Raw genomic sequence first — 18757 nt, forward strand, 5'->3', positions numbered from 1 at the left:
CAATCGAAGTCGAGCCCGCTGATACCATAACCCTATGACGCAACTGGACGTTCTTTACCGATACGGAGTTCCGCCCACCGAGCCAGCAGTCGCCGCCATCGCCCGCCTGCGCGAGGTCTACGGCGTGCGCAAGCTCGAATTCAACGAATCGGAGAAAACGGTTCGCATCGAGTATGACGCCACCCGCCTGACCGAGCCCGTAGTTCATCAGCTCCTACGCCGCGCCGGGCTGGATGTCGTCGAGACGATGCCGATGTTCGAGCCGCCCGCTCCTCCGCCGCCCGCTGAAGTTCCTGCGAGCTAACCGTCCGATTTCCCACACGGATGGTTGCCCTCAAGGGCCATCTCCGGTATGCTTAGAAAGTTGCAACCCTGCAATGTGCGCCCGTAGCTCAGTTGGATAGAGCAACTGGCTACGAACCAGTAGGTCGGAGGTTCGACTCCTTCCGGGCGCACCATCCAAGCCATCTCCCAGGCAAGCGGATCCAAAGCAAAACAGACCGGCAAGCCAGGAACGGGCGCATAACTCAGCGGTAGAGTGCCACCTTCACACTCTATCGAGGTTGGGGAAACAAAGGACTTAGCGAACTCGCCGGGAGCGGAAAAGCACGTTTAGAGCAGGCGGACACTGGCTCCGTTCCCACGTTCGTTCCCACAATTTCTCAAGACTGCCCTCTTCGGAGGGCTTTCTTATTTGGTGCGAGTTACCCGCTCTCCGCGTGGGAACCGTGCCACCGCCGGAAAACATGACCACACCGTCGGGCCGCACTGCCGAGAAAGCCAACGAGACATGAGCACGATTGAAAAGATGGACAAGGCAATCGCGATCCTCCGCGAAAAGGGCCACTCAATAGGATCCGGCGTGGTTACCTGGGATGGCTCTGGCTCTCCGCTGCTCACCGTGGATGATCGCCTATTGACGTACCGCGAAGTCTACAAACTGGCGGGTCTGCCCGAATAGAAGCCTTCCACCCAGTTTTGCCTATACGGGAAGGGATGATGGGATTCTATGAGACAAGCATCGTCCAGGCTGGTAGCCGATAGCGATACAGTGGACAATTCATTGACATTGAATTTGAGTGATAGCAGAATGTCAGTATAGGTAGCTTGCTAGCACCCATCCCGGAGACGGTTTTGGAGACCGTCTCCGGCTCGAGGACGAGTGAGGCAAGGAAAAACAGGTGAGGTTTGGAGGCTCTCCATCCTCGCCTGTTCCCATTATAGGAAGCACCGATTACGTTGCATCTGTGCACCTGTGGATTTCGGCTAAAAGAGTGGAGAAAGTTGTCCCTTTTTGGTAATTCTCGTCGCAACGCCGCTATAACTCTCGTTTGAAGATTAGCCATTGAATATCCAGCGGGTCTTGAACAACGACAAAGCTGTTATTGTCTTCGTCGTCTCCTCCCGTCGCTAGCTCTTTCCCTTTCGGAAATGGGAGCATAACCGTGGCGAGTTCCCATCCGGCTTGTCCCGCCGCTTCCAGGAACATATCGACATAGAGACCTTTGCTAGGGTCAATCTCCGACATAGCCTTGACGTGGTCGAACGAGAGACATACTTCACCGCTCTTCCGGTGTCGGTTATAAGCTACGTGCGCGTATTGCCACTTCTTCATTTAGCCTCCGGGATCTTCTAATGCGATTATGAGGCCTCGGGCTTCATACGCTTATCCCTCGGATGACGCGCTCATAGACGCCGACCGGAATGCGGATGCTCCGATAGCGCCGCTTCCGGTTGGAGGTTGGCCGACTGATGATTAGGACACCCCGTTCCTTTTCAAAGAGGCGGGTAATCGTGTCGCGGGAGAATCCCGTCATCACGGCGACCTCCCGCACGGTGAAGGCGCGCTTGTCAGTAACTGGGGATCTAGCGGATACGGGGTCGTCGGCGGGCATGTGAACTCATCGGGACGCAAAGTGAGAATCTGAGGCCACAGTAGCTCACCGAACGATTCAGGGTCAAGAAGTTGATTATAAAGGATAAATCTACTCGATAGCGGTACTTGGCGGGGTACTAATCGGGCGGATTTCTTATGTGGATGACAATCGCCAAGTCTACCACCGGCTCAAGTTTGGCCGATAAAAAGGGCCACCCCGAAGAGTGGCCGATGAGAAGCTATCGTGTGAGAGGTGAAGGTCTTCGCCTTCTGCTCTAGCTTATCGAAATTCCGTCGATGGTCGGCATAATCCATGCGGGCGGACCACCTGGACGAGAGTGCAACTTTCAAGAAAGCCGTGCCTTCGCCTTACCCCGCCGCTCTATAGCGTAGGCCCCGAACGGGAACTCCAGTTCCCGACCCAGCAGGACGCCTAACAGATCCAGGACAGCCCCGACCTGATCCAGGGCAGCGTCGATTTGGCTGCGTTGTGAATCCATGCCGAGGGTCTCGAAGTAAAACGCCGCTTCGTTTAGCTCGCCGATGCCGAGTTGCAAGTGCGCGGCTGTGTCTTCCATTCCGGCGGGTCCGTTCGGGACTGTGAGGGTGCTCTTTGTTGTTTTGCGGTGCGTGGTCATGGCGTCCCTTTCAAGTTGTGAGGATTGGCGGCGGATATGGGTCACAAAGTTTCGTTGCGACCAAGCGCAGGGTAACGCCACAGATAGGGCAGAACGTCCAACGGACCTCGTCTACCCAAATCTGCCTGCACTTCGGACACTCTGTCTTGTACTCCCATGTTTGCTCGCTCATGTGCAGAACATAGCACGGGAAATATCTATAAGTCATTGAAAATAAAGATTCTATTGCTGGCATTCGATGAGAAAGATGCAAATGCTTCTAATGCTGGCAATGCTGACATTCGATGCGCCGCTACCATAGGTAGTGGCCGGATCACACCCCGCTATCGGGTACCGTTAGCGGCCTCGCCTATCCTAGACTTCGCCTTCCGATTTTCGTTCCACCACTTCAATTTTGCGGCTTTCCTGGCAACGTTCGCGCACTCATTCGAGCAGTACGTCTGCCCCTTCTCCGCTCGGAAAAAATACGGAGCGGCGCACTCCGGCCCCTCGCAAAAGACCATGAGTTTTTGATTGGCTTGCAGCCAATACACGGCTGCCTCAAAAGGGGAAACCCTCGGCACGTCCTCAAAAAGGTCTGCTCCGGCCATGCTCTCAAAAAAACGTTCTCTTTGACTCGGGTCATCTCCGCGAGAACACGACGTACGCTCGAATTCCCGGAGCCGCTTCACCGTGTCAGTAGCGGTGATGCTCAGAAGGTACGGATTCTCCGCCCGCACGATCATGTGGTGGTGCTTGTCTCGTAGGCGGTATAGGTACCAATCCCGCTGGCGGGCATCCGCCTCGTGCCAGATCCGACGCAAAGCTGTGCGGAGATAGGGAGCGAACCTTTCGAGGTGCTCCGCCGAAATTGTTGATTCCTCTTGCGTCCCGTCTCCGACTTCCACGTGGAAGGTGAAGAGGCGTTGCCATTTCTTGAGCCACCTACGTAGTTGCCCTCTCTGCTCTGGGCTATCGAGCGGGTTTGGCAGGTTCAAGGAGTCCATTAGAAAATCCCGGACTTCAGAAATCGTAATAAGCCCTAGACACTGATTCGCTCCGTTTTCGGGTGAGTTCAGTTTCATGCCTTTTCCCTCTTGTGCGCCAAATCGAAGTGCCGTAGTGTCTAGATAGTGCTAGACAGTAATCACTGTCACTGCCTAGTAAGAAGAGTAACAGTGAGGACACATGAGATCAAGCCCAGCACAACGCGACATGCTGCACTCGGTGGAGTCCGCAGCCAATTTTCTTGGTGGCGTAGCGGCTTCAAGTATCAGGGCTTGGATAACCCAGGGCAAGCTCACTCGGATCAAGGTAGGCCGGAGAACGATGCTCCGCGAGAGCGAATTGCTCACACTCATCAAGCCCGAACAGCGTTCACAGAAGGGGACCAACCATGCGTAATCAAGGCACCACGTTGTGGGCAATCCGCCCCGAAGCAACTCTTACCGTCATCCAATTGTTGTCCCGCGACAAGGCCGGGTCACAACCTCTCGGCATCGGCAACGTTGAGATGCTCGGGACGAAGTGGGAAGCGTCGAAGCCGAGCATCCAAGGAAAACCAGCAAATAAGATCGCCGTTATCCCCATCCAAGGCGTTCTAACCAACGACGGCCCGGCATACTTCGGGAGCAACTACCAGACGATAGGCGAAGCTGTCGAAAAGGCGATGCGGGACCCGGACGTAAAACGCATCGTCCTCGCCGTTGACAGCCCCGGCGGCGAGGTTACCGGACTGCCGGAGACGGCGGCGATCATCGCGGCAGCGGCTCGAGTGAAGCCCGTATCAGCCATCGTTGAGGGTTCGGCAGCATCGGCGGCGTATTGGCTCGCAAGCCAAGCCTCCGACATCACGTTGACGCCCTCGGGTGAAGTCGGCTCGGTCGGCGTTCGCATGATGCACGTCGATACGAGCAAGATGTTGGACGACATGGGCGTCAAGATTACGGAGCTTCAATCGGGCAAGTTCAAGACCGAATGGTCCCCGTACAAGCCACTCTCCGAAGAGGCGCAAGCCGATATGCAAACGCGGTTGGACGCGACCCATAGAGACTTCCTGGACGCGGTTTCTTCGGGCCGTGGTCGCCGCGTATCAACTGTCATCTCTCAAAACCAATTCGGCGGGGGTCGCATGTTCTCCGCTGAAGACGCCAAACGGCACGGGCTTGTTGACCGCTTGGGGTCGCCACGCCAGTTCTACCGTGGCCTCTCCGCGCCGTCAACGTCCGGAGCCATGACTCCAGGAATGGCCCGTGTCGCCTTGGCCCGGATGCGAATGGACATCCTCAAAAACTCACCCTCGTTTAGATAGCAAATTCTCGATTGGCACGCCGACAACCCCTATTCCGGGGGCGGGAGATGTGCGCTTCAAAAACAGAACGACCAAACGGAAATCAAAGGAGCCTCAATGAATCGCCAATTCTCAAACGTCGGAACCTCGAAAAAACTTAGCGCACAATACGCAAACGCATTCACGTCATGGCTTCGCGGGGCAGGTAACCCCGGCACCGAGATGATGGCGGCCTTGAATGAAGGAAGCAACCCCGCTGGAGGCTTCGCTGTGCCGGTCATCGTTGACGGCCAGATCGTACCTCTCGCGCCGATCGATGCAGGAGTTAGAAGCCTCGCAACCGTCATCACTACAACGTCTGACATGAAGGTCCCGTTTGAGACAACCGCAGCAACAGCAACGGCTAAACCCGAAGCCTCCGCGTTCGTTGCGGTTTCTCCCGCGTTCGGAAGTTTCACGTTGTCCGCGTTCATGGCGGGCGGACAGAATGACCTCACCTTTGAAATTTTTCAAGATGCGAAGACCCTTCCAGGCTTCGTCATCGGGGACATGCTGCGGGCGCAACAGAACATCGAAGAGCCGTGGTTCATTAGCGGTACAGGCGTCGGCCAGCCGCAAGGTCTACTCGGCAACGTCGGCGCGGGTGTTACGGAAGAGCCGGACAGCGCGGGTAATCTCGTCACCATCAATGGCGCGTCCGACCTCATCGGATCGTTGAACTCCGAATACCTGCCTAACGCCGCGTTTCTTATGAATCGTGCAACAGCGACGATCCTTCGGAAAGCTCAAACGGTAGGTGGTGTCTTTTATCAGGCATGGACGCGAGAGAACGGCGTTGATTACCTCCATGGATTTCGAGTCGCGTACTCTGCGAGCATGCCTACCGCCGTTCGCGGCGCGACGCCGATATTGTTCGGCGACTTTGAACGGGGATACCTCATTGGTGATCGCGGTAGCAGCGATCTCGCCGTGAAAATGCTGGATCAGACGAAGGCACTTCAAGGTCTCGTTTCGATTTTGACGTATCGCCGCACCGATGGGCGCGTTCGCAGACCGGACGCTATCCAGTCGTACACCATAGCCGCTTCCTAAATTGCGGGGGAACTTGAGACCCGTTACGCCGGGCCGACGACGGCCCCGCAGGGCAAGGTACGGCGTACCTGCCAGCCTTTTCAATCTGTCGTCGGAATGCGTCCATTTTCGATGTGCGGGAAGATCCGCCCACGGTCCCGCAAGGGCGTTCACGCCTCCTTTCTGCCGTGGGCGACACCCGGCCCTTGGGCGAGAGGGCCGGGACAGTTTCAAGCCGGAGGGCTTATGCAAATCACGATTGATCTTTCAGACCGGCAGTACGCCGAACTAAAGCGGGCAACGGCTCGCGCCAACGAACCCGCCTTCACCCCGGCGGATTGGGCGCGTGAAGCTGTAGAGTCCGCGCTCGCGAGTCATAGGCTGCCTACGGTCAGGGTCGGTAGACACGGCCCGCGAATTCAGACACCGGAAGTTAGGGAGCATCGGTTGGTATTGCCGGTGATGGAGCGCGTATGCCCGAGTTGACCTTCACTGTCGCCGTGTTCGCACAAGCGGACCAACTGATTCTCGTAGGCCTCGAACACGACGACGCCGAGCGGGCCGTGTCGGACGCCGTCGCCAGGGGCTACGCCTTCGCCGGGAGCATCGCGGTTGTCGCGAATGAGCCAAAAGTCGTGATTGAACCGGGCTATGCGGCCACGATGGCACTTGCGGGCGCGGTCTTCGCGGAGATGCTCGGCAAACAGATTCAAGAAACATCCAGGAGAAGCCATGTTGAACTTTAGAAGTATCGCCATCTTTGCATTGTTCCTTTGCGCCGCTCTTGCTGGCGCTCAAACCGTCACCATCTCGGCCTCGCACCTCGGCGGCCCTCGGCCTGTTACTGGGACAATCACATGGCAGCCCGTTCTAAATGATGGGACGAACGCTTCGGCGCGCCTATCGGGCGGCGGGATCACGACCACCCAACCGTTGACCGCCGCCGTTGTCTCGGGCGCGTTCACATTGCCGAACGTCCCCGACACAAGCTCGACCAACCCGCAAAACGTTTGCTTCGTAGTCACCGTCCGGTCACAGTCTGGATTGCAAGCTCTCGGCAAGGGCTTTAGCTGCGTCCAACCGGCGGCGAATAATACGTGGTGTTCCGCCGGTGTCTGCAACTTCGACAACTACATCCCATCCGGCCCTAATCTGCCGCTAGCGAGCGTGGGACCGACCGGGGCGATTGGGCCGCAGGGACCGGCAGGTCCGATTGGGGGCAGTCTTTCCTATCCGGGCGTGACAACCGACGGAACCAATGGCCTCTCGGTCGCGGGCGGCGCGACCCTTGGCAAGCCAATCAACGAGGTGACCCAGTCCCTAACGGGCACCGACGCCAGCGCAGTCAACGTCCCTCCGGGCACGGTCTATACGCATATCTACGACAAATCGACCTTTCTCCTTCCCCCAACGCCCAGCGGCAGCGGCGGACAGGCACAGACCTTCAACACCATCACCGCATGGGGACCCAGCCTCAACCTAGGCAATGCCGGGGGTGGCCGCGTCGTGACGGGATCTTTCCTGACCGGAACGTTCATGGAGCGCGGCATCTCGCAGATGTTCGGCAGCAACGCCGTGAAACATGCGGTAGGCGACTTCCAGAGCCTCTATACCTACGCCTATGGCGACGGCGGATGCCAAGCGCTGTCGGACGAATGCATTGGTCTAGCCAACTTCTCAGGCGGCGAGACGAGCAGCTACTACCACGGCACCATCACGGCGACGACAGGCACGGGAGACATCGCGCCTGTCCTCTCGGCGACGGGATCGACGACCGATGGAGCGTTCCTCTTGGACATCACCAAAGGGACGATAAGCGGGCTGTACGCGGGCATGCCTACGGCATTTGGAACCTATCTCGGAAGGCAGCCGGTGAGCAACACTGTCCCCATTTCGAGCGCGTGGGGCACGATGACCGCCGGGATACCGAACCCGAGCATCACCCCGAACAACTCAGCCACGCTGACGACGACCATCAACCTCACCGCCGGAGGCATCGCTTCGGCAGGATCGTTTGCGACAGGGCCGGTCTGCATCGCCGGACCGAACTACCCAGAGCAGGCCACGGTCACAGCGGTCGGCACCGCCTCAAGTGGAACGCAGTCGATCACCTTCAGCTATCACAACCCGAACAACTTCGGGTCAAACCTCCCGATGCTTTTCCAGGGCGGCATCTGCGGCCAGTACGTCAGCGAGGATGCGAACCTCGCGTTTTCAACCTTCAGAAGCACCCTGTATGCCTTCGGTTCGACCGACGGAACCTCTCTAATCTCGGGCCTCAACTACGGCGGGAATGTGAGATACGAGGACCTGAACGCAGGCTATCAGGCGCAGACCCCTACGTCCGGCTACCACCTTTACCCCGGCGCGGAAGTGATCGAGAACACGAGCACCGGAGCCGCGCCGATTCTGGAGCCGAATCATGTCGCCTGGACGGTGGGCGACGTGATCGAGAACCCGCATTATCCGGTGGTGAAGACGAATGGCCTCAAGATCGACCTCACCCAGAACTCCCCGGCGAACGCGACAAGCTCTGGAGCGCAGAACACCTTCCTTCACGGCTTCGGAGTGGCGGGCATCAACTATTTCGGCTACACCTTTAGGAACCAAAATCCCTCCAGCTACTACACCGACTTCGGCGGCCCGGTCGCCACCCCTTATTGCGCGTTTTGCATTCAGGGATACTGGACGAACCCCATCGACATCCAGAGCGGCCCGGCAGTCAACGGTTCCCTCATTACGCTTGAGAGCAACGAGAAAAACGACACCACCCCGTTCAACATTTTCTCGCTGCACAATGGCCCCGGATCGGGGGCGCTGTTCGGCTACAACCCCGGTACCCCAGCCTTCACATTCAATCGCCCTATCGCGATGGCCGGTTGCCCCGCCGGTCAGTTCGTCAGAGGCGACGGTACGGGTCTCTGCGGACCCGCAGCTACAACCAATGCGGGAACGCCGCCGGTCGTAGGACAGGCAGCTTGTATCAAGGCCGCTGGCCCGCCGGTCGTGATCGGCTATTGCTCTACGGCAATCGGTTCGACGGGCGCTTGCACCTGCAACTGACCGAGCCGTGTTTCGCACAGGCGGCCAACTTATTCTCTTCCCCTCGAAGGGGGTGGGTTGGCCCGCTCTTCAACGGATAACAGCTAAAGGACGCATAGGAAGGGGTCTAACGTGGCACAGCCTGTATGGGTTCTCAGTGTCGATCTTCAAACGAAGACAGCGACCTTCCAATCGGGGATGGCCGACGCCGCAAAGAGCGCGCGTGGTGCCTTCACTGAAATCAAGAGCGGGTCGGCGGAGATGTCCTCGGCAGTCGGCGGCCACGCCTTTGCCAGTCGTCACGCTGTCATGGCGCTGTCGGAGTCGTTCGGCGAGACGATGCCGCGCGCCATCACGGCCTTGTTGGTTCACATTGGCCCGCTAGGCGCTGCGTTAGAGGCGGCTTTCCCCTTCGCCGCTATCGCCCTCGGTGCCGTCCTCGTTATTGAGCATCTAGCGAAGCTCCACGCCGAAGGGGTCAAGCTCACTGAAGACCAAGTCCGCTTCGGGACGGCTGTCCAAACGGCCTTCAATTCGTTGGACCAAAAGCTGACCTCGGCGCAGATCAAATCGGATGAACTTCGCAACGATCACCTCGGGGCGCTCCACCTTCAATTGAAGCTCATCGATGAACAGAGCATGGACGAATTGGTCCATTCGTTCGCCGAAGTGGCGAAGGGTGCGGACGTTGTCTTCGCCGAGTTGAAGACCGGGTGGTATCAGATGGGCATAGGCTCCGCTGGTGCAAAACATGCTTTGGATGAGTTCCAAACAAAGTATGAGTCCCTTCTCAAGCAAGGGAAAGACAAAGAGGCGAGCAACCTCTTGAAGGGGACGCAAGAGTCGGCGGAGAAAGTCCTATCCGCTCAAAAGCAGATCAAAGAGGCCAACGCCAACACGGACAAGATGGGTCTTGCCGTCGGCAATCAGGCGAAGGACCAAGCCGCCGCGAATCAGTTGAAGGCGGCGGGGGTCGGCTACACAGAGAAGGAATTGAAGGCACAGCAGCTTCTAGTAGACGCCTTGAATGCTCAAGTCTCCATTGAAGGCAAAGTCGCCGCTTTGAAGAACGTCGATAAGGGGAACGCTTCAACGACGACGGGGAAAGAGCTTGCGGCGTTGAAAGCCGAGGGCGACCGTGAAGCCGCAGAGCACTCCCGCAAGATGGCCGAAATCACCCTCCAGATGGAGCGGGAGCAATCCGCCGCATCGATGGCCCTACGGGAGGCTTCGATTGCGGAGCGGTTGGCCGCCGATACGAAGCTCGCCGACGAAGAGTACCGCATTCAGTTGTCCGGCAACCAAGCCCTCGTCGCGGCGTTGGACAAGGGCGGGAAGGACTACAACAACCAACTCAAAGGCCTCCAGGACAAGGCCGAAGAGATGACCCTTCAGCATACGGCCACAGTCTCCAACCTCACCTCGAAGGCGACGGAGGCACAGAACCGGCAAGACCTCCAAGACCTCGTCCAATCGGAGCGGGAGAAGATCGAAGCGACCGACCAAGGTAGCTCAGAGCGGATGGCGGCTATCAATGCGGCGATCAAGGAAGAGCAAGCTAAGAACCTCCAGAACACCCAGGCATTTAGGGAGCTTCTAAAAGAGCGGGTACAGACACAGCGCGCCGCCGACAGTGAAGCCTCGAAGTTGGCAGCGGAGGCCGGGAAGGAATCGGCGGAGAATCAGCAGAAGATGGGGGAGCTTGCAATATCGGCGGAGCGCACGCAGGCTGCCTTGCGGGATAGCTCCCGTCGCGTCTCCATTCAGCAACAGTTGGCCGAAGAGATCCACTTCGCCGACGAGGAATACGCCCTAAAGATGCGCGCAGCGCAGCAAGAGGCTGCCGTCCTCGATAAAACCGCGAAGGATTACGAGAACAAACTCAAAGCGATTCAGGACAAGGAATTGCAGCTTACTCGGGAGCATGAGAACCAAGTCACGTTGATAAAGACTCAGGCGGAGACTGATCGCAACAAGAGGATCATGGCCGCTGAAAGTCAGTTCAACGACACCATAGTCGCGGGACTGACCCAGGTGTTGATGGGTCACAAATCATTCGCGTCAATGATGAGCAGCATCGGGAACGAAGTCGTTTCCGGCATGATGCAGAACGCAATCAAGGCGATGGAAGCGAACCTGCTCGGGAAAGAATCCGACGCAGCCAAGGCGGCCCGTACCGCCTACAACATCGGTCTGTCATATGGAGGTCCGGCGGGCATGATTCTAGGGCCAGTTTTTGCGGGCATCGCCTTTTCGTCGGTGTCGGGCTTTCAAGAGGGTACGGACATGGTGCCGGGCATCGGCAAGGGTGACAAAGTCCCCGCGATGCTTGAACCCGGCGAAGGCGTTGTCCCCGGCGGCGTTATGGACAACCTCCGCAAGATGGCAAGCTCGGGGTCGATGGGCGGCGGCAATCACTATCACGCGCACATGAGTCCCACGTACCACGTCCAGGCGCTCGATAGTGGCGGCATAGAGAAGGTGCTCGATAAGCACGCGGCGACCCTTGCAAGGCATGTCGGAAACGAGATGCGGAAGTTGAACCGCTAACACCCACTGATTTCAAAACGACGTTTTAGGAGGCTGAGATGGCGAAGGCAAAGACGGGAAAGACAGTGAAGACGGAAACGATTCTCAACGGCACCGCCGGAATGGAAGCGACGGTAGGGCATCTACAGCGGGCTATCGATGCCCTGGACGATGCGGCGTGGTATTTCGAGTGCCTTGGCATGGATACCCAGAGCGAACAGCTAGACGAGGCAGCGGACGAGATCCAGGATGTCCAGGATTTACTCGGCGTCTTTCTCGGAACAGTGGATCAGGTCGAGCCATTCGCTGACGTGAAGCCCGCGAAGCCGTTGAAGAAACCGCGTAAAGCGCATAAGGCGATTGCCAAGAGGGCGAAGGTGGCGGCGTGACTTCGATGCTGGAAGTAGCCCTCGCCTGCACCGCCCGTGGCTGGCATGTCTTCCCATGCAAGCCGAAGTCGAAGATACCGGCCACGCGCAACGGCTTCAAGGATGCGAGTGTGGATGAGGCGCAAGTCCGCGCTTGGTGGGAAAGGTCGCCGGACGCTAACGTTGCCATTGCTTGCGGCCCAAGTAGGCTCGCGGTCTTGGACATAGACGAAGGGCCGGTGCAGAGCGCAGAAGAGTTGCGCGCCTGGATGGCGTCGGCGGGACTGCCTCCGACCTACACCGTAAGGACGGGGCGGCGCGTTGATAAAAAAACCGGCGAACCCGCCTTTGGAGCGCAACTCTACTATGAAGGCGCGATCCCGGACGTAGGGCTTTGGAGGCTCGCAGGCGGCTCGGGGCAGGTCAAGAGCCTCGGCGGCTACGTCATGGCTGCCGGTAGCATCCACCCGGACAGCGGCGAAGCCTATGAGGTGATATCCAGCAGTACCGTTGCGTTTACGCCCGAGGTTGTCCGGCAGTTGAAGACGGGAGAGCGCGAAGCCCTGAAGGTGGTGGCCGGTAAGAAGATCCCGGACGGCGCAGGTCGCCACCACGCAATGACTTCGGTTGCCGGTGGACTACGAGCGAAGGGGTTGGACGGAGAGGCCATCTATGAGGCGTTGGTCCCAATCAACCCGGCGATGTGCGAGGTGCCGATATCGGATGATGACCTGAAGGCGATTGCTTACGGCGTGGCCCGTCGATATCCTGCGGGCGAGACTGACCCGGAAGTCGTCATTGGGAAGGCGAAAGAACCTAAAGAGCCGGTTGATTGGCGAACGCGCTATGCGACTTCAGAGCAATTTCGCGATGTCTTGCCGCCGTCGTTTCTCATCCGCGACTTTCTTGAAGACGGTTCAATCACCGCGATTGGCGCGCCCGTTGCACAGCGCAAGAGCATCGTGGTAGCGAACGTGATCCATGCGCTACTCACGGGCGAGCCGTTATTTGGGCATTTCGAAGTCTTGAAAAGACCGGCGCGAATTCTCTACCTCTGTCCCGAGATGGGCCTAGTAGACATCGCAAGCCGCTTCAAGAAATTAGGGCTGGATTCCTATGTTGGTGAGAGCCTCTTCATCCGCACGATGGATGATCCCAAGTTATCCCTCACTGAGCTAGACGAAGAGCTACCAGGGGCGTTGCTCATTCTCGACACTATTACCCGATTCGTGGAAGGCAATCAGAACGATGCGGGCGATATGGCCAAGTTCGCCGATTTGAACTACGCGATCAAGCGGCGCGGCGCAACGCTGTTGTTGTTGCATCATGCGATCAAAGGCACCGGCGGAAGCATGACGCTCGACAACGCTCTCAGAGGTTCTACGGAGTTAGCCGCCTTTGTGACTTGCGTTTGGAGCACACAACTACAGGACATCGACGCGCCGCACACGACGCCGTCGAACCTCAAATGCGTGAAGCAGCGCGGTTTTGCGTCGGAACCCTTCCAGGTATCTTGTGATGAAAGTTTTCGGATGACCATGCTCGGAACGATGGGAGCTATCAAGACCCAGAAGCAGGTATCGAGTGAAGCGGCGTTGGCGGAGATATTGAAGCATTCGCCGGATATGGGACTGCTCAAGCTCCGTGATGCTTTGAAAGCCGCTGGACATAAGCGAGGTGTCAAATGGATCGCGGCGGCGAAGGTTGCAGCGGGCGGAACAGGGGTCACTTTGACGGGCTAGAGCCCATATCCTAGACCGATATCCCTATAGATAAAACTTAGATATACACACTCCCCTCACTTCGTTCGGTGAGGTGGATGTAGTCAGTAGTACCCGAAAACGAATATGCCATATCAGGAGTTCCCATGAAAACGCGAACCATCACCAGCGGCAGCTATACATTCCCAATGAACTCGCGAGAACGCGACCGGCTACTACACAGCATGACGCCCGATGCGCGAGCGCGGTTCTACGACCGTGAGATGGAGGCGCACACAAGGCTGAAAGGGTTGAACGAAGCGGAAGAAGCCGACGCTGCATATGAACGAAAGAAGGCGTCTAGCAAACCTCTGTAAGTGGCGCGGGCAGAGCCCGGTTGGCCGAGCACAACTAACCTTTACCGGCTATCTTGCGACCTTTATCCGAGATGCGTTGGAAGATGATGCCTTTCTTGCAGATATGGACGATGTCGGTGGTCGATAGCTCGGATTCATCACGAACGTTTGGATGGGAGGCAACAGTCTGGAGGCAGGTCATGCAAATCGAATCCCATGATCCGTCGGGATTCTCGCGATGAGTGAATAGTGTCGTATGAATGGCCACGTCGTTCGGGCCTCCAGTGCTGTGTGTAGTCTACGCGACGGACGCCATCCGAAAGAGTTTATCGAGGGGCACACCGGTGCGTGGCATAGGCCGGGGTACCCTAAAATGTTGAAAACAGAGGCTATAAAGGTCTCCGCCAATCATATATTTACACAAACTGAAATAAATCTCGTTTTCAGGATGCGTATATGAAAAACCGTATGAATGCTGGCGATTCCGTATTTGGGGCGAATTTCGTGGCGGAAACCCATTGCAAATGAAAGACTTAGCGATTCGGAGGCGGCCTGAAATGGTCTTACTGATTCACCTTTGACCGCTGTCGTGCAATTTCGATTACTTCGAGCCGCCAGCGGTCGCAAACATGGTCACGCTCTAGTATCTTCATGTGTTCTTCGGTCTCCCCTGTGCCTACGGTCAGAAAGCACTTTTTGCAGATTGAATCTTTAGTCCCGTTTGGATTGATTCGATGAGCGAAGGGGTCGTTTGTGTAGGGCATAAATTGTCCTTTGGTTGTGGCGCTATTCTAGCGCAGCCGGGCACCTTGGCATCTCTCCCATCGGCCCTCCACAGTACCCGCAATCGCGTCTGGTGGCCCGTGGCGGCGTCGGCAATTCATGCGGCTGGGGTAGTGGCGACTGTTCAACCGAGGCACTTTGAGTCGAAGAAATGGGGTTTCCATGTCGGAGTTTGAACAACTGATGAGCGATGCCGAGGCAGCAAAGTTTCTCGGCGGCCTACACCCGAAGACCGTCCAGCGAATGGCGAGGCGCGGCGATCTCCCTGCTTACCGCATTGGGCGGTATTGGCGCTTCCGGGCGAGTGAACTAGACCAATGGCTCCGTGTAGAATCGCGGAACCAGACCAGTCCGCCTGCTCATACCTGAAGGGGAATCAATGAGCAGACGATACCAAGAGGGTTGTCTCTACCGCGAGCGCCGCAACGCAGGCCCGGACGTATGGGTCTTCAGGTGGCGGGACGGGACAGTCAACCGAAAAGAGAAGGTGGGAACCGTGGATGAATTCGCAACCAAGTCGGCAGCGATGAGGGCTTGCGAACAAATCCGCGCAAACATCAACCGGGATACCCGGTCGCCGCGCACCTTCGGCGAACTGGCGTCCCATTACGCGGAACACGAATTGCCAACGAAGACGCCATACACCGGCGAGGTCTACGCGGGTTATCTGAAGACGTGGATTCTCCCTAAGTGGGCCAGTTCCCTACTCAGCGACGTAAAGGCCGTTGCGGTCGAGTCTTGGCTGTCGGGCCTGTCTCTTGCACCAGGGACGAAGGCCAAGATACGGAACCTCATGCACGCGGTCTACAACCATGCGATGCGCTGGGAGTTTGCCTACACCAACCCGATCACGCTTGTCCGGCAGTCGGCAAAGAGGACTCGCGTCCCCGATGTATTGACGACGCTGGAAATTGGGTCGCTGCTAGTCGAACTTGAGAACCCTTGGCGCACCGCCGTGTACGTGGCTTTGACTACCGGCCTCCGGGTGTCCGAGTTACTTGCGCTCAAGTGGGCCGACTTCGACTTCGTAGCGGGCGAGATCCAGTTGTCGCGGGGTATCGTGCGTCAGCACGTCGGAGAGATGAAGACCGAGGCGAGCCGAAAGCCCATCCCGCTAGACGATAGGTTGGCTTCTGTCTTGCTCACTTGGCGCGGGTCTTGCCCATACAACCAGGACGGGGACTTCCTCTTCGGCAGTCCGGGCAAGGGCGGCACTCAACCGTATTGGCCGACCGCTGGCATGGAGGACCACGTCCGACCCGCTGCAAAGCGTGCCGGAATTCAGAAGCGAGTAGGCTGGCACACTCTACGGCATTCGTTCGGGACATTGGTAAAGAGCCAAGGTGCCGACGTTGCCACAACCCAAGCATTGCTCCGTCACGCCAACGTCAGTATCACGATGGACCGTTACGTCCAGGCAGTGACACCGGCCAAGCGGGAGGCGCAATCTCGCATCGTAAAATCGCTTCCGTTCCCAAACGTTCCCATGCGTTTGACTACGGGGGTCGCAACTGTTTGAATAGAAAGAGTCGGGCGCATAACTCAGCGGTAGAGTGCCACCTTCACACGGTGGAAGTCGTAGGTTCGAATCCTGCTGTGCCCACCATCAAATCAACAACTTACAGGCGGTTCCCCGAAGCGGTTGGTAGCATTTGGTAGCAGATGCTCAATTCACCCTCTGCGAGCCTGCGTTGCCGGTGAGCATAGCGTAGACCGTGCCTACCATTTGCTGCACGCTCTCCGGCAGCTTCTGCATGTACTCATTGGCCGTTGTGTCAGCCCTTGAGTGACGCAAGTGCGACTGAATATCTTTCACTGAACCCAGACTCTGTGCCCTTGTGGCGATAGTTCGCCGGATCACCTGGAAGTTCAGCTTCGGGATTCCCAGCGAATCCGCAAGCGGTTTGAGGACCCTGGAACGGTAGTTGGAGGTGTCCATAAAGCCTCCGTCCGCGTTCGGAAACATGAACGCTTCAGGCGACGTATCTGGGCATTCCAGCTTCCATTGTCGGAGCTCGGCGGCGAGGTCATCGGGTAGATGCCTCTTGCCGAGGCTCCTGGGTGTCTTGCCATAAGAGCGGATCTCTCCTCGGTAGACGGTTTCGGTTAGGTCGAGCGTGTTCTCGCCGTCAAACGTGCGCCAGCGGATCGCGAACAACTCACTCGGCCGGAGGGCATCGGTCATCTCCAGCATCAACAACAGCCGGTCTCGACGTGTCGCTTTTGCCAGAACTGCTCGAAGCTGTTCCCAAGTCAAGATCTGCTTGTCCTTCGGCCTCAGATTCTTGGGAATCCTTAGCTTCCGGGTCGGATCTTTGACCAGGAACTCTTGCTCAATTGCTTCATCGAAGATGGACCTGAGAGAGGATCGCGCCTGCTTCACTCGGTCCTGGCTGTACGTCTTTGCCAGATGTTCACATGCGTCTGGAGTTCGAATTTGTCGATCGAATCGAGAGAGTGCGTTCCAAACTTTGCAATCAAATCGATCTCGATCTGCGCCTTCTTCTCCCGCGCCGTTTCCGGTCGCCAGTCTCCCTGCCGAAGCGGAAAATAGCGATTGCGAACGAACCATTCGAAGGTGACGCTTCCGTCCTTAAGGACCCGGCCGTCGCCTATTTGACCAGTCTTCTTCGCGATCTCATCTCGAAGAGCAGCATGTGCTTCGTCTTTCGTCATCTGCGATTTCGAGCCGAGTCTAACGGGAACTATATTGACTCGGACGTCTTCGGTTTCAGGATCAATGACCGACTTGCGGTAGTACCGATACACCTGAGAGCGCCGATCGCAAGGAGAGTCCGACGAGGGCGATCGTCTGTAAAGACGGTCTAGAACAGTGAGGCAGACAACACAAGTGCGTTGTGAAACTCAGGTCTCGCGATGATCTAAGGATTCTGTACCGGTTCAAGCAGATCGTCTTTACAGCCCAAAGGCTGATTTTCCGGATTGCATCGGGCCACATGGCCTCTGCTAAATTCGACGGCGTACCCGCTCCAGCGGGCGGGCTCGGAGGGTGGATAGTCGGTGCTGACGATCTGGGCTCCGGAGGACATAGCCTGGTCTCGGCGGCGGGTGCTGTTGGAGCGAGCTTGCATTGTGTCCGAGTCGGCACGGGTGCGCACGAGGTATCCCTGTCGGACGAGTTGGACGATTTTCTCAGGTGGACCGTCGTTCATCTCGACGAAGGCTGCGTCCGGGGTCTCCGGAACGGAGTTGGGAAAGAGTATGCGGCCTTTCAGGGAGGGGTATCCCTGCTCGTAGGTGGCTGCAAGGTCGCGGTTATCTAACAAGAAGAAGATTTTGCCGCGGGCGGCGACGAGCGTCGGCCAACCGGTATCTTTGATGGCGTCCAGAAGATTGGCATGGCTTCCACGCACTTGGTTCGGTGTGACGATCTCAGACAGACGGAAGACTGAGAGGATTTCTTTATCGAGTGCGTCGAAGAGGGCGGGCGTCATGGCTTCGAAGTGAGTCTCTCCGGTGGGCGTCACGCTTCGATAGGACTTGCACTCGATCAGGATGAATAGGGGCAGGTGGTTGGGGTTCTGCTGGGACCAGTCATGGACTTGGTTGAGGCAGCGGATCAAGGTTCGACAGGTGCTACCTTGATCCACCTTTTGCAGGTGCAGCACCTTGAAGCCGGGGCTCTCCATCTCGTGATCGGGATTAGGATCCACGATGACGCTTCCCTCTTTCGCGATTGGGCCTGCGAACCTGCCGCCCGCTGGATCGGGGAAGATGTCTAGCTCAATCTGCCTTATGCCGGCTGAGAGTTGCTGCGGCAAAGGCGGATGGCTGTAGTCCAGGGCCTCTGCTGTCCGCCGGTCTCGCAATTCAAGATAGGCTTTTTCGCCGGACGACAGACCGGAGTGATAGCTGTTGTGGGTACCAACGACCTGCAGCTGATTGATCCGGAGCGTTGCGTCCTGCTTCGCCGATGAGGGGCTGGCCTGAGCGAAGGAGCTGGCTGATACGGTCGCAAGGGCAAGCGGAGCGAAGATCTTTGCTGCGATGAACACTAAGAGTCCTTTCTCTGCGATCATCACCAACTCAGCAGGTTTCCACGTGCTCATCCTACCTTCCACCGGTCCCTGCAAAGATTGTGAATTTTTCTGCGAGATGTTTTGG

At 57.5% G+C, this 18757-nt stretch carries 20 protein-coding genes and 2 tRNA genes; 16 read left to right on the forward strand and 6 right to left on the reverse strand.

Annotated features, from left to right (window positions below):
- Positions 1 to 34 precede the first annotated feature (34 nt).
- The 3 genes from HDF16_RS18470 to HDF16_RS18480 all read left to right on the forward strand — a co-directional run bounded on the left by HDF16_RS18470 (position 35) and on the right by HDF16_RS18480 (position 961).
- Complete coding sequence (locus tag HDF16_RS18470; RefSeq protein ID WP_184219931.1) at positions 35 to 304, forward strand: hypothetical protein; 270 nt, start codon at positions 35 to 37, stop codon at positions 302 to 304.
- A gap of 77 nt (positions 305 to 381) precedes the next feature.
- Positions 382 to 458, forward strand: a tRNA-Arg gene (locus tag HDF16_RS18475).
- A gap of 332 nt (positions 459 to 790) precedes the next feature.
- The gene (locus tag HDF16_RS18480) at positions 791 to 961 is read left to right on the forward strand and encodes a hypothetical protein (protein WP_184219934.1); all 171 of its coding nucleotides are present in this window, start codon (positions 791 to 793) and stop codon (positions 959 to 961) included.
- Positions 962 to 1318: 357 nt separating this feature from the next.
- Here HDF16_RS18480 and HDF16_RS18485 read toward each other — a convergent pair whose 3' ends face one another.
- The 3 genes from HDF16_RS18485 to HDF16_RS18495 form a co-directional block, all read right to left on the reverse strand.
- Positions 1319 to 1615, reverse strand: a complete 297-nt coding sequence (locus HDF16_RS18485; protein WP_184219937.1) for a hypothetical protein — start codon at positions 1613 to 1615, stop codon at positions 1319 to 1321.
- 43 nt (positions 1616 to 1658) lie between these two features.
- A complete protein-coding gene (locus HDF16_RS18490; protein WP_184219940.1) occupies positions 1659 to 1895 on the reverse strand; it encodes a hypothetical protein in 237 nt (78 codons plus the stop codon).
- 328 nt (positions 1896 to 2223) lie between these two features.
- Positions 2224 to 2514, reverse strand: a complete 291-nt coding sequence (locus HDF16_RS18495; RefSeq protein ID WP_184219943.1) for a hypothetical protein — start codon at positions 2512 to 2514, stop codon at positions 2224 to 2226.
- A 1167-nt stretch (positions 2515 to 3681) separates the two neighbouring features.
- On the opposite strand from HDF16_RS18495, the gene HDF16_RS18500 reads away from it, so the two are divergent.
- The 13 genes from HDF16_RS18500 to HDF16_RS18560 all read left to right on the forward strand — a co-directional run bounded on the left by HDF16_RS18500 (position 3682) and on the right by HDF16_RS18560 (position 16238).
- Entirely contained in the window at positions 3682 to 3897 is a 216-nt protein-coding gene (locus HDF16_RS18500; protein ID WP_184219946.1) for a helix-turn-helix domain-containing protein, read from the forward strand.
- Positions 3890 to 4804 carry a S49 family peptidase gene (locus tag HDF16_RS18505; RefSeq protein ID WP_184219949.1) on the forward strand — a complete coding sequence of 305 codons (915 nt, stop codon included), beginning with the start codon at positions 3890 to 3892 and terminating at the stop codon, positions 4802 to 4804. The genes HDF16_RS18500 and HDF16_RS18505 overlap by 8 nt, the downstream gene beginning before the upstream one ends.
- Positions 4805 to 4807: 3 nt before the next feature.
- Positions 4808 to 5875, forward strand: a complete 1068-nt coding sequence (locus HDF16_RS18510; protein ID WP_348641364.1) for a phage major capsid protein — start codon at positions 4808 to 4810, stop codon at positions 5873 to 5875.
- 225 nt (positions 5876 to 6100) lie between these two features.
- Positions 6101 to 6340 (forward strand): hypothetical protein, encoded by a 240-nt coding sequence (locus tag HDF16_RS18515; RefSeq protein WP_184219952.1) that lies wholly within the window; start codon positions 6101 to 6103, stop codon positions 6338 to 6340.
- Entirely contained in the window at positions 6328 to 6600 is a 273-nt protein-coding gene (locus HDF16_RS18520) for a hypothetical protein (protein ID WP_184219955.1), read from the forward strand. Before HDF16_RS18515 ends, HDF16_RS18520 begins: the two co-directional genes overlap by 13 nt.
- Positions 6587 to 8917, forward strand: coding sequence for a hypothetical protein (locus HDF16_RS18525; RefSeq protein ID WP_184219958.1), 2331 nt, complete (start codon positions 6587 to 6589; stop codon positions 8915 to 8917). The genes HDF16_RS18520 and HDF16_RS18525 overlap by 14 nt, the downstream gene beginning before the upstream one ends.
- A 111-nt stretch (positions 8918 to 9028) precedes the next feature.
- On the forward strand, positions 9029 to 11446 hold the full coding sequence (locus HDF16_RS18530) for a hypothetical protein (protein ID WP_184219961.1): 2418 nt from the start codon (positions 9029 to 9031) through the stop codon (positions 11444 to 11446).
- Positions 11447 to 11484: 38 nt separating this feature from the next.
- Positions 11485 to 11814, forward strand: a complete 330-nt coding sequence (locus tag HDF16_RS18535; RefSeq protein WP_184219964.1) for a hypothetical protein — start codon at positions 11485 to 11487, stop codon at positions 11812 to 11814.
- Positions 11815 to 11819: 5 nt separating this feature from the next.
- Positions 11820 to 13535: a bifunctional DNA primase/polymerase gene (locus HDF16_RS18540; protein ID WP_221312882.1), complete on the forward strand. Its 1716-nt coding sequence runs from the start codon at positions 11820 to 11822 to the stop codon at positions 13533 to 13535.
- 125 nt (positions 13536 to 13660) lie between these two features.
- Positions 13661 to 13870, forward strand: coding sequence for a hypothetical protein (locus HDF16_RS18545; protein ID WP_184219970.1), 210 nt, complete (start codon positions 13661 to 13663; stop codon positions 13868 to 13870).
- A gap of 924 nt (positions 13871 to 14794) precedes the next feature.
- Positions 14795 to 15001, forward strand: a complete 207-nt coding sequence (locus HDF16_RS18550) for a helix-turn-helix domain-containing protein (protein WP_221312885.1) — start codon at positions 14795 to 14797, stop codon at positions 14999 to 15001.
- A 10-nt stretch (positions 15002 to 15011) separates the two neighbouring features.
- Positions 15012 to 16151, forward strand: a complete 1140-nt coding sequence (locus HDF16_RS18555) for a tyrosine-type recombinase/integrase (RefSeq protein ID WP_184219973.1) — start codon at positions 15012 to 15014, stop codon at positions 16149 to 16151.
- Between the two features lie 12 nt (positions 16152 to 16163).
- Positions 16164 to 16238: transfer RNA gene (locus HDF16_RS18560), tRNA-Val, on the forward strand.
- A gap of 60 nt (positions 16239 to 16298) precedes the next feature.
- Here HDF16_RS18560 and HDF16_RS18565 read toward each other — a convergent pair.
- The 3 genes from HDF16_RS18565 to HDF16_RS18575 form a co-directional block, all read right to left on the reverse strand.
- Positions 16299 to 17015, reverse strand: a complete 717-nt coding sequence (locus HDF16_RS18565) for a tyrosine-type recombinase/integrase (protein ID WP_184219976.1) — start codon at positions 17013 to 17015, stop codon at positions 16299 to 16301.
- Positions 17012 to 17308, reverse strand: coding sequence for a hypothetical protein (locus HDF16_RS18570; protein ID WP_184219980.1), 297 nt, complete (start codon positions 17306 to 17308; stop codon positions 17012 to 17014). Before HDF16_RS18570 ends, HDF16_RS18565 begins: the two co-directional genes overlap by 4 nt.
- 206 nt (positions 17309 to 17514) lie before the next feature.
- On the reverse strand, positions 17515 to 18702 hold the full coding sequence (locus HDF16_RS18575; RefSeq protein ID WP_246409292.1) for a phosphatidylinositol-specific phospholipase C1-like protein: 1188 nt from the start codon (positions 18700 to 18702) through the stop codon (positions 17515 to 17517).
- Positions 18703 to 18757: the final 55 nt, after the last annotated feature.

Origin of the sequence: Granulicella aggregans (assembly GCF_014203275.1) — a bacterium.
Classification (GTDB): Bacteria; Acidobacteriota; Terriglobia; order Terriglobales; family Acidobacteriaceae; genus Edaphobacter.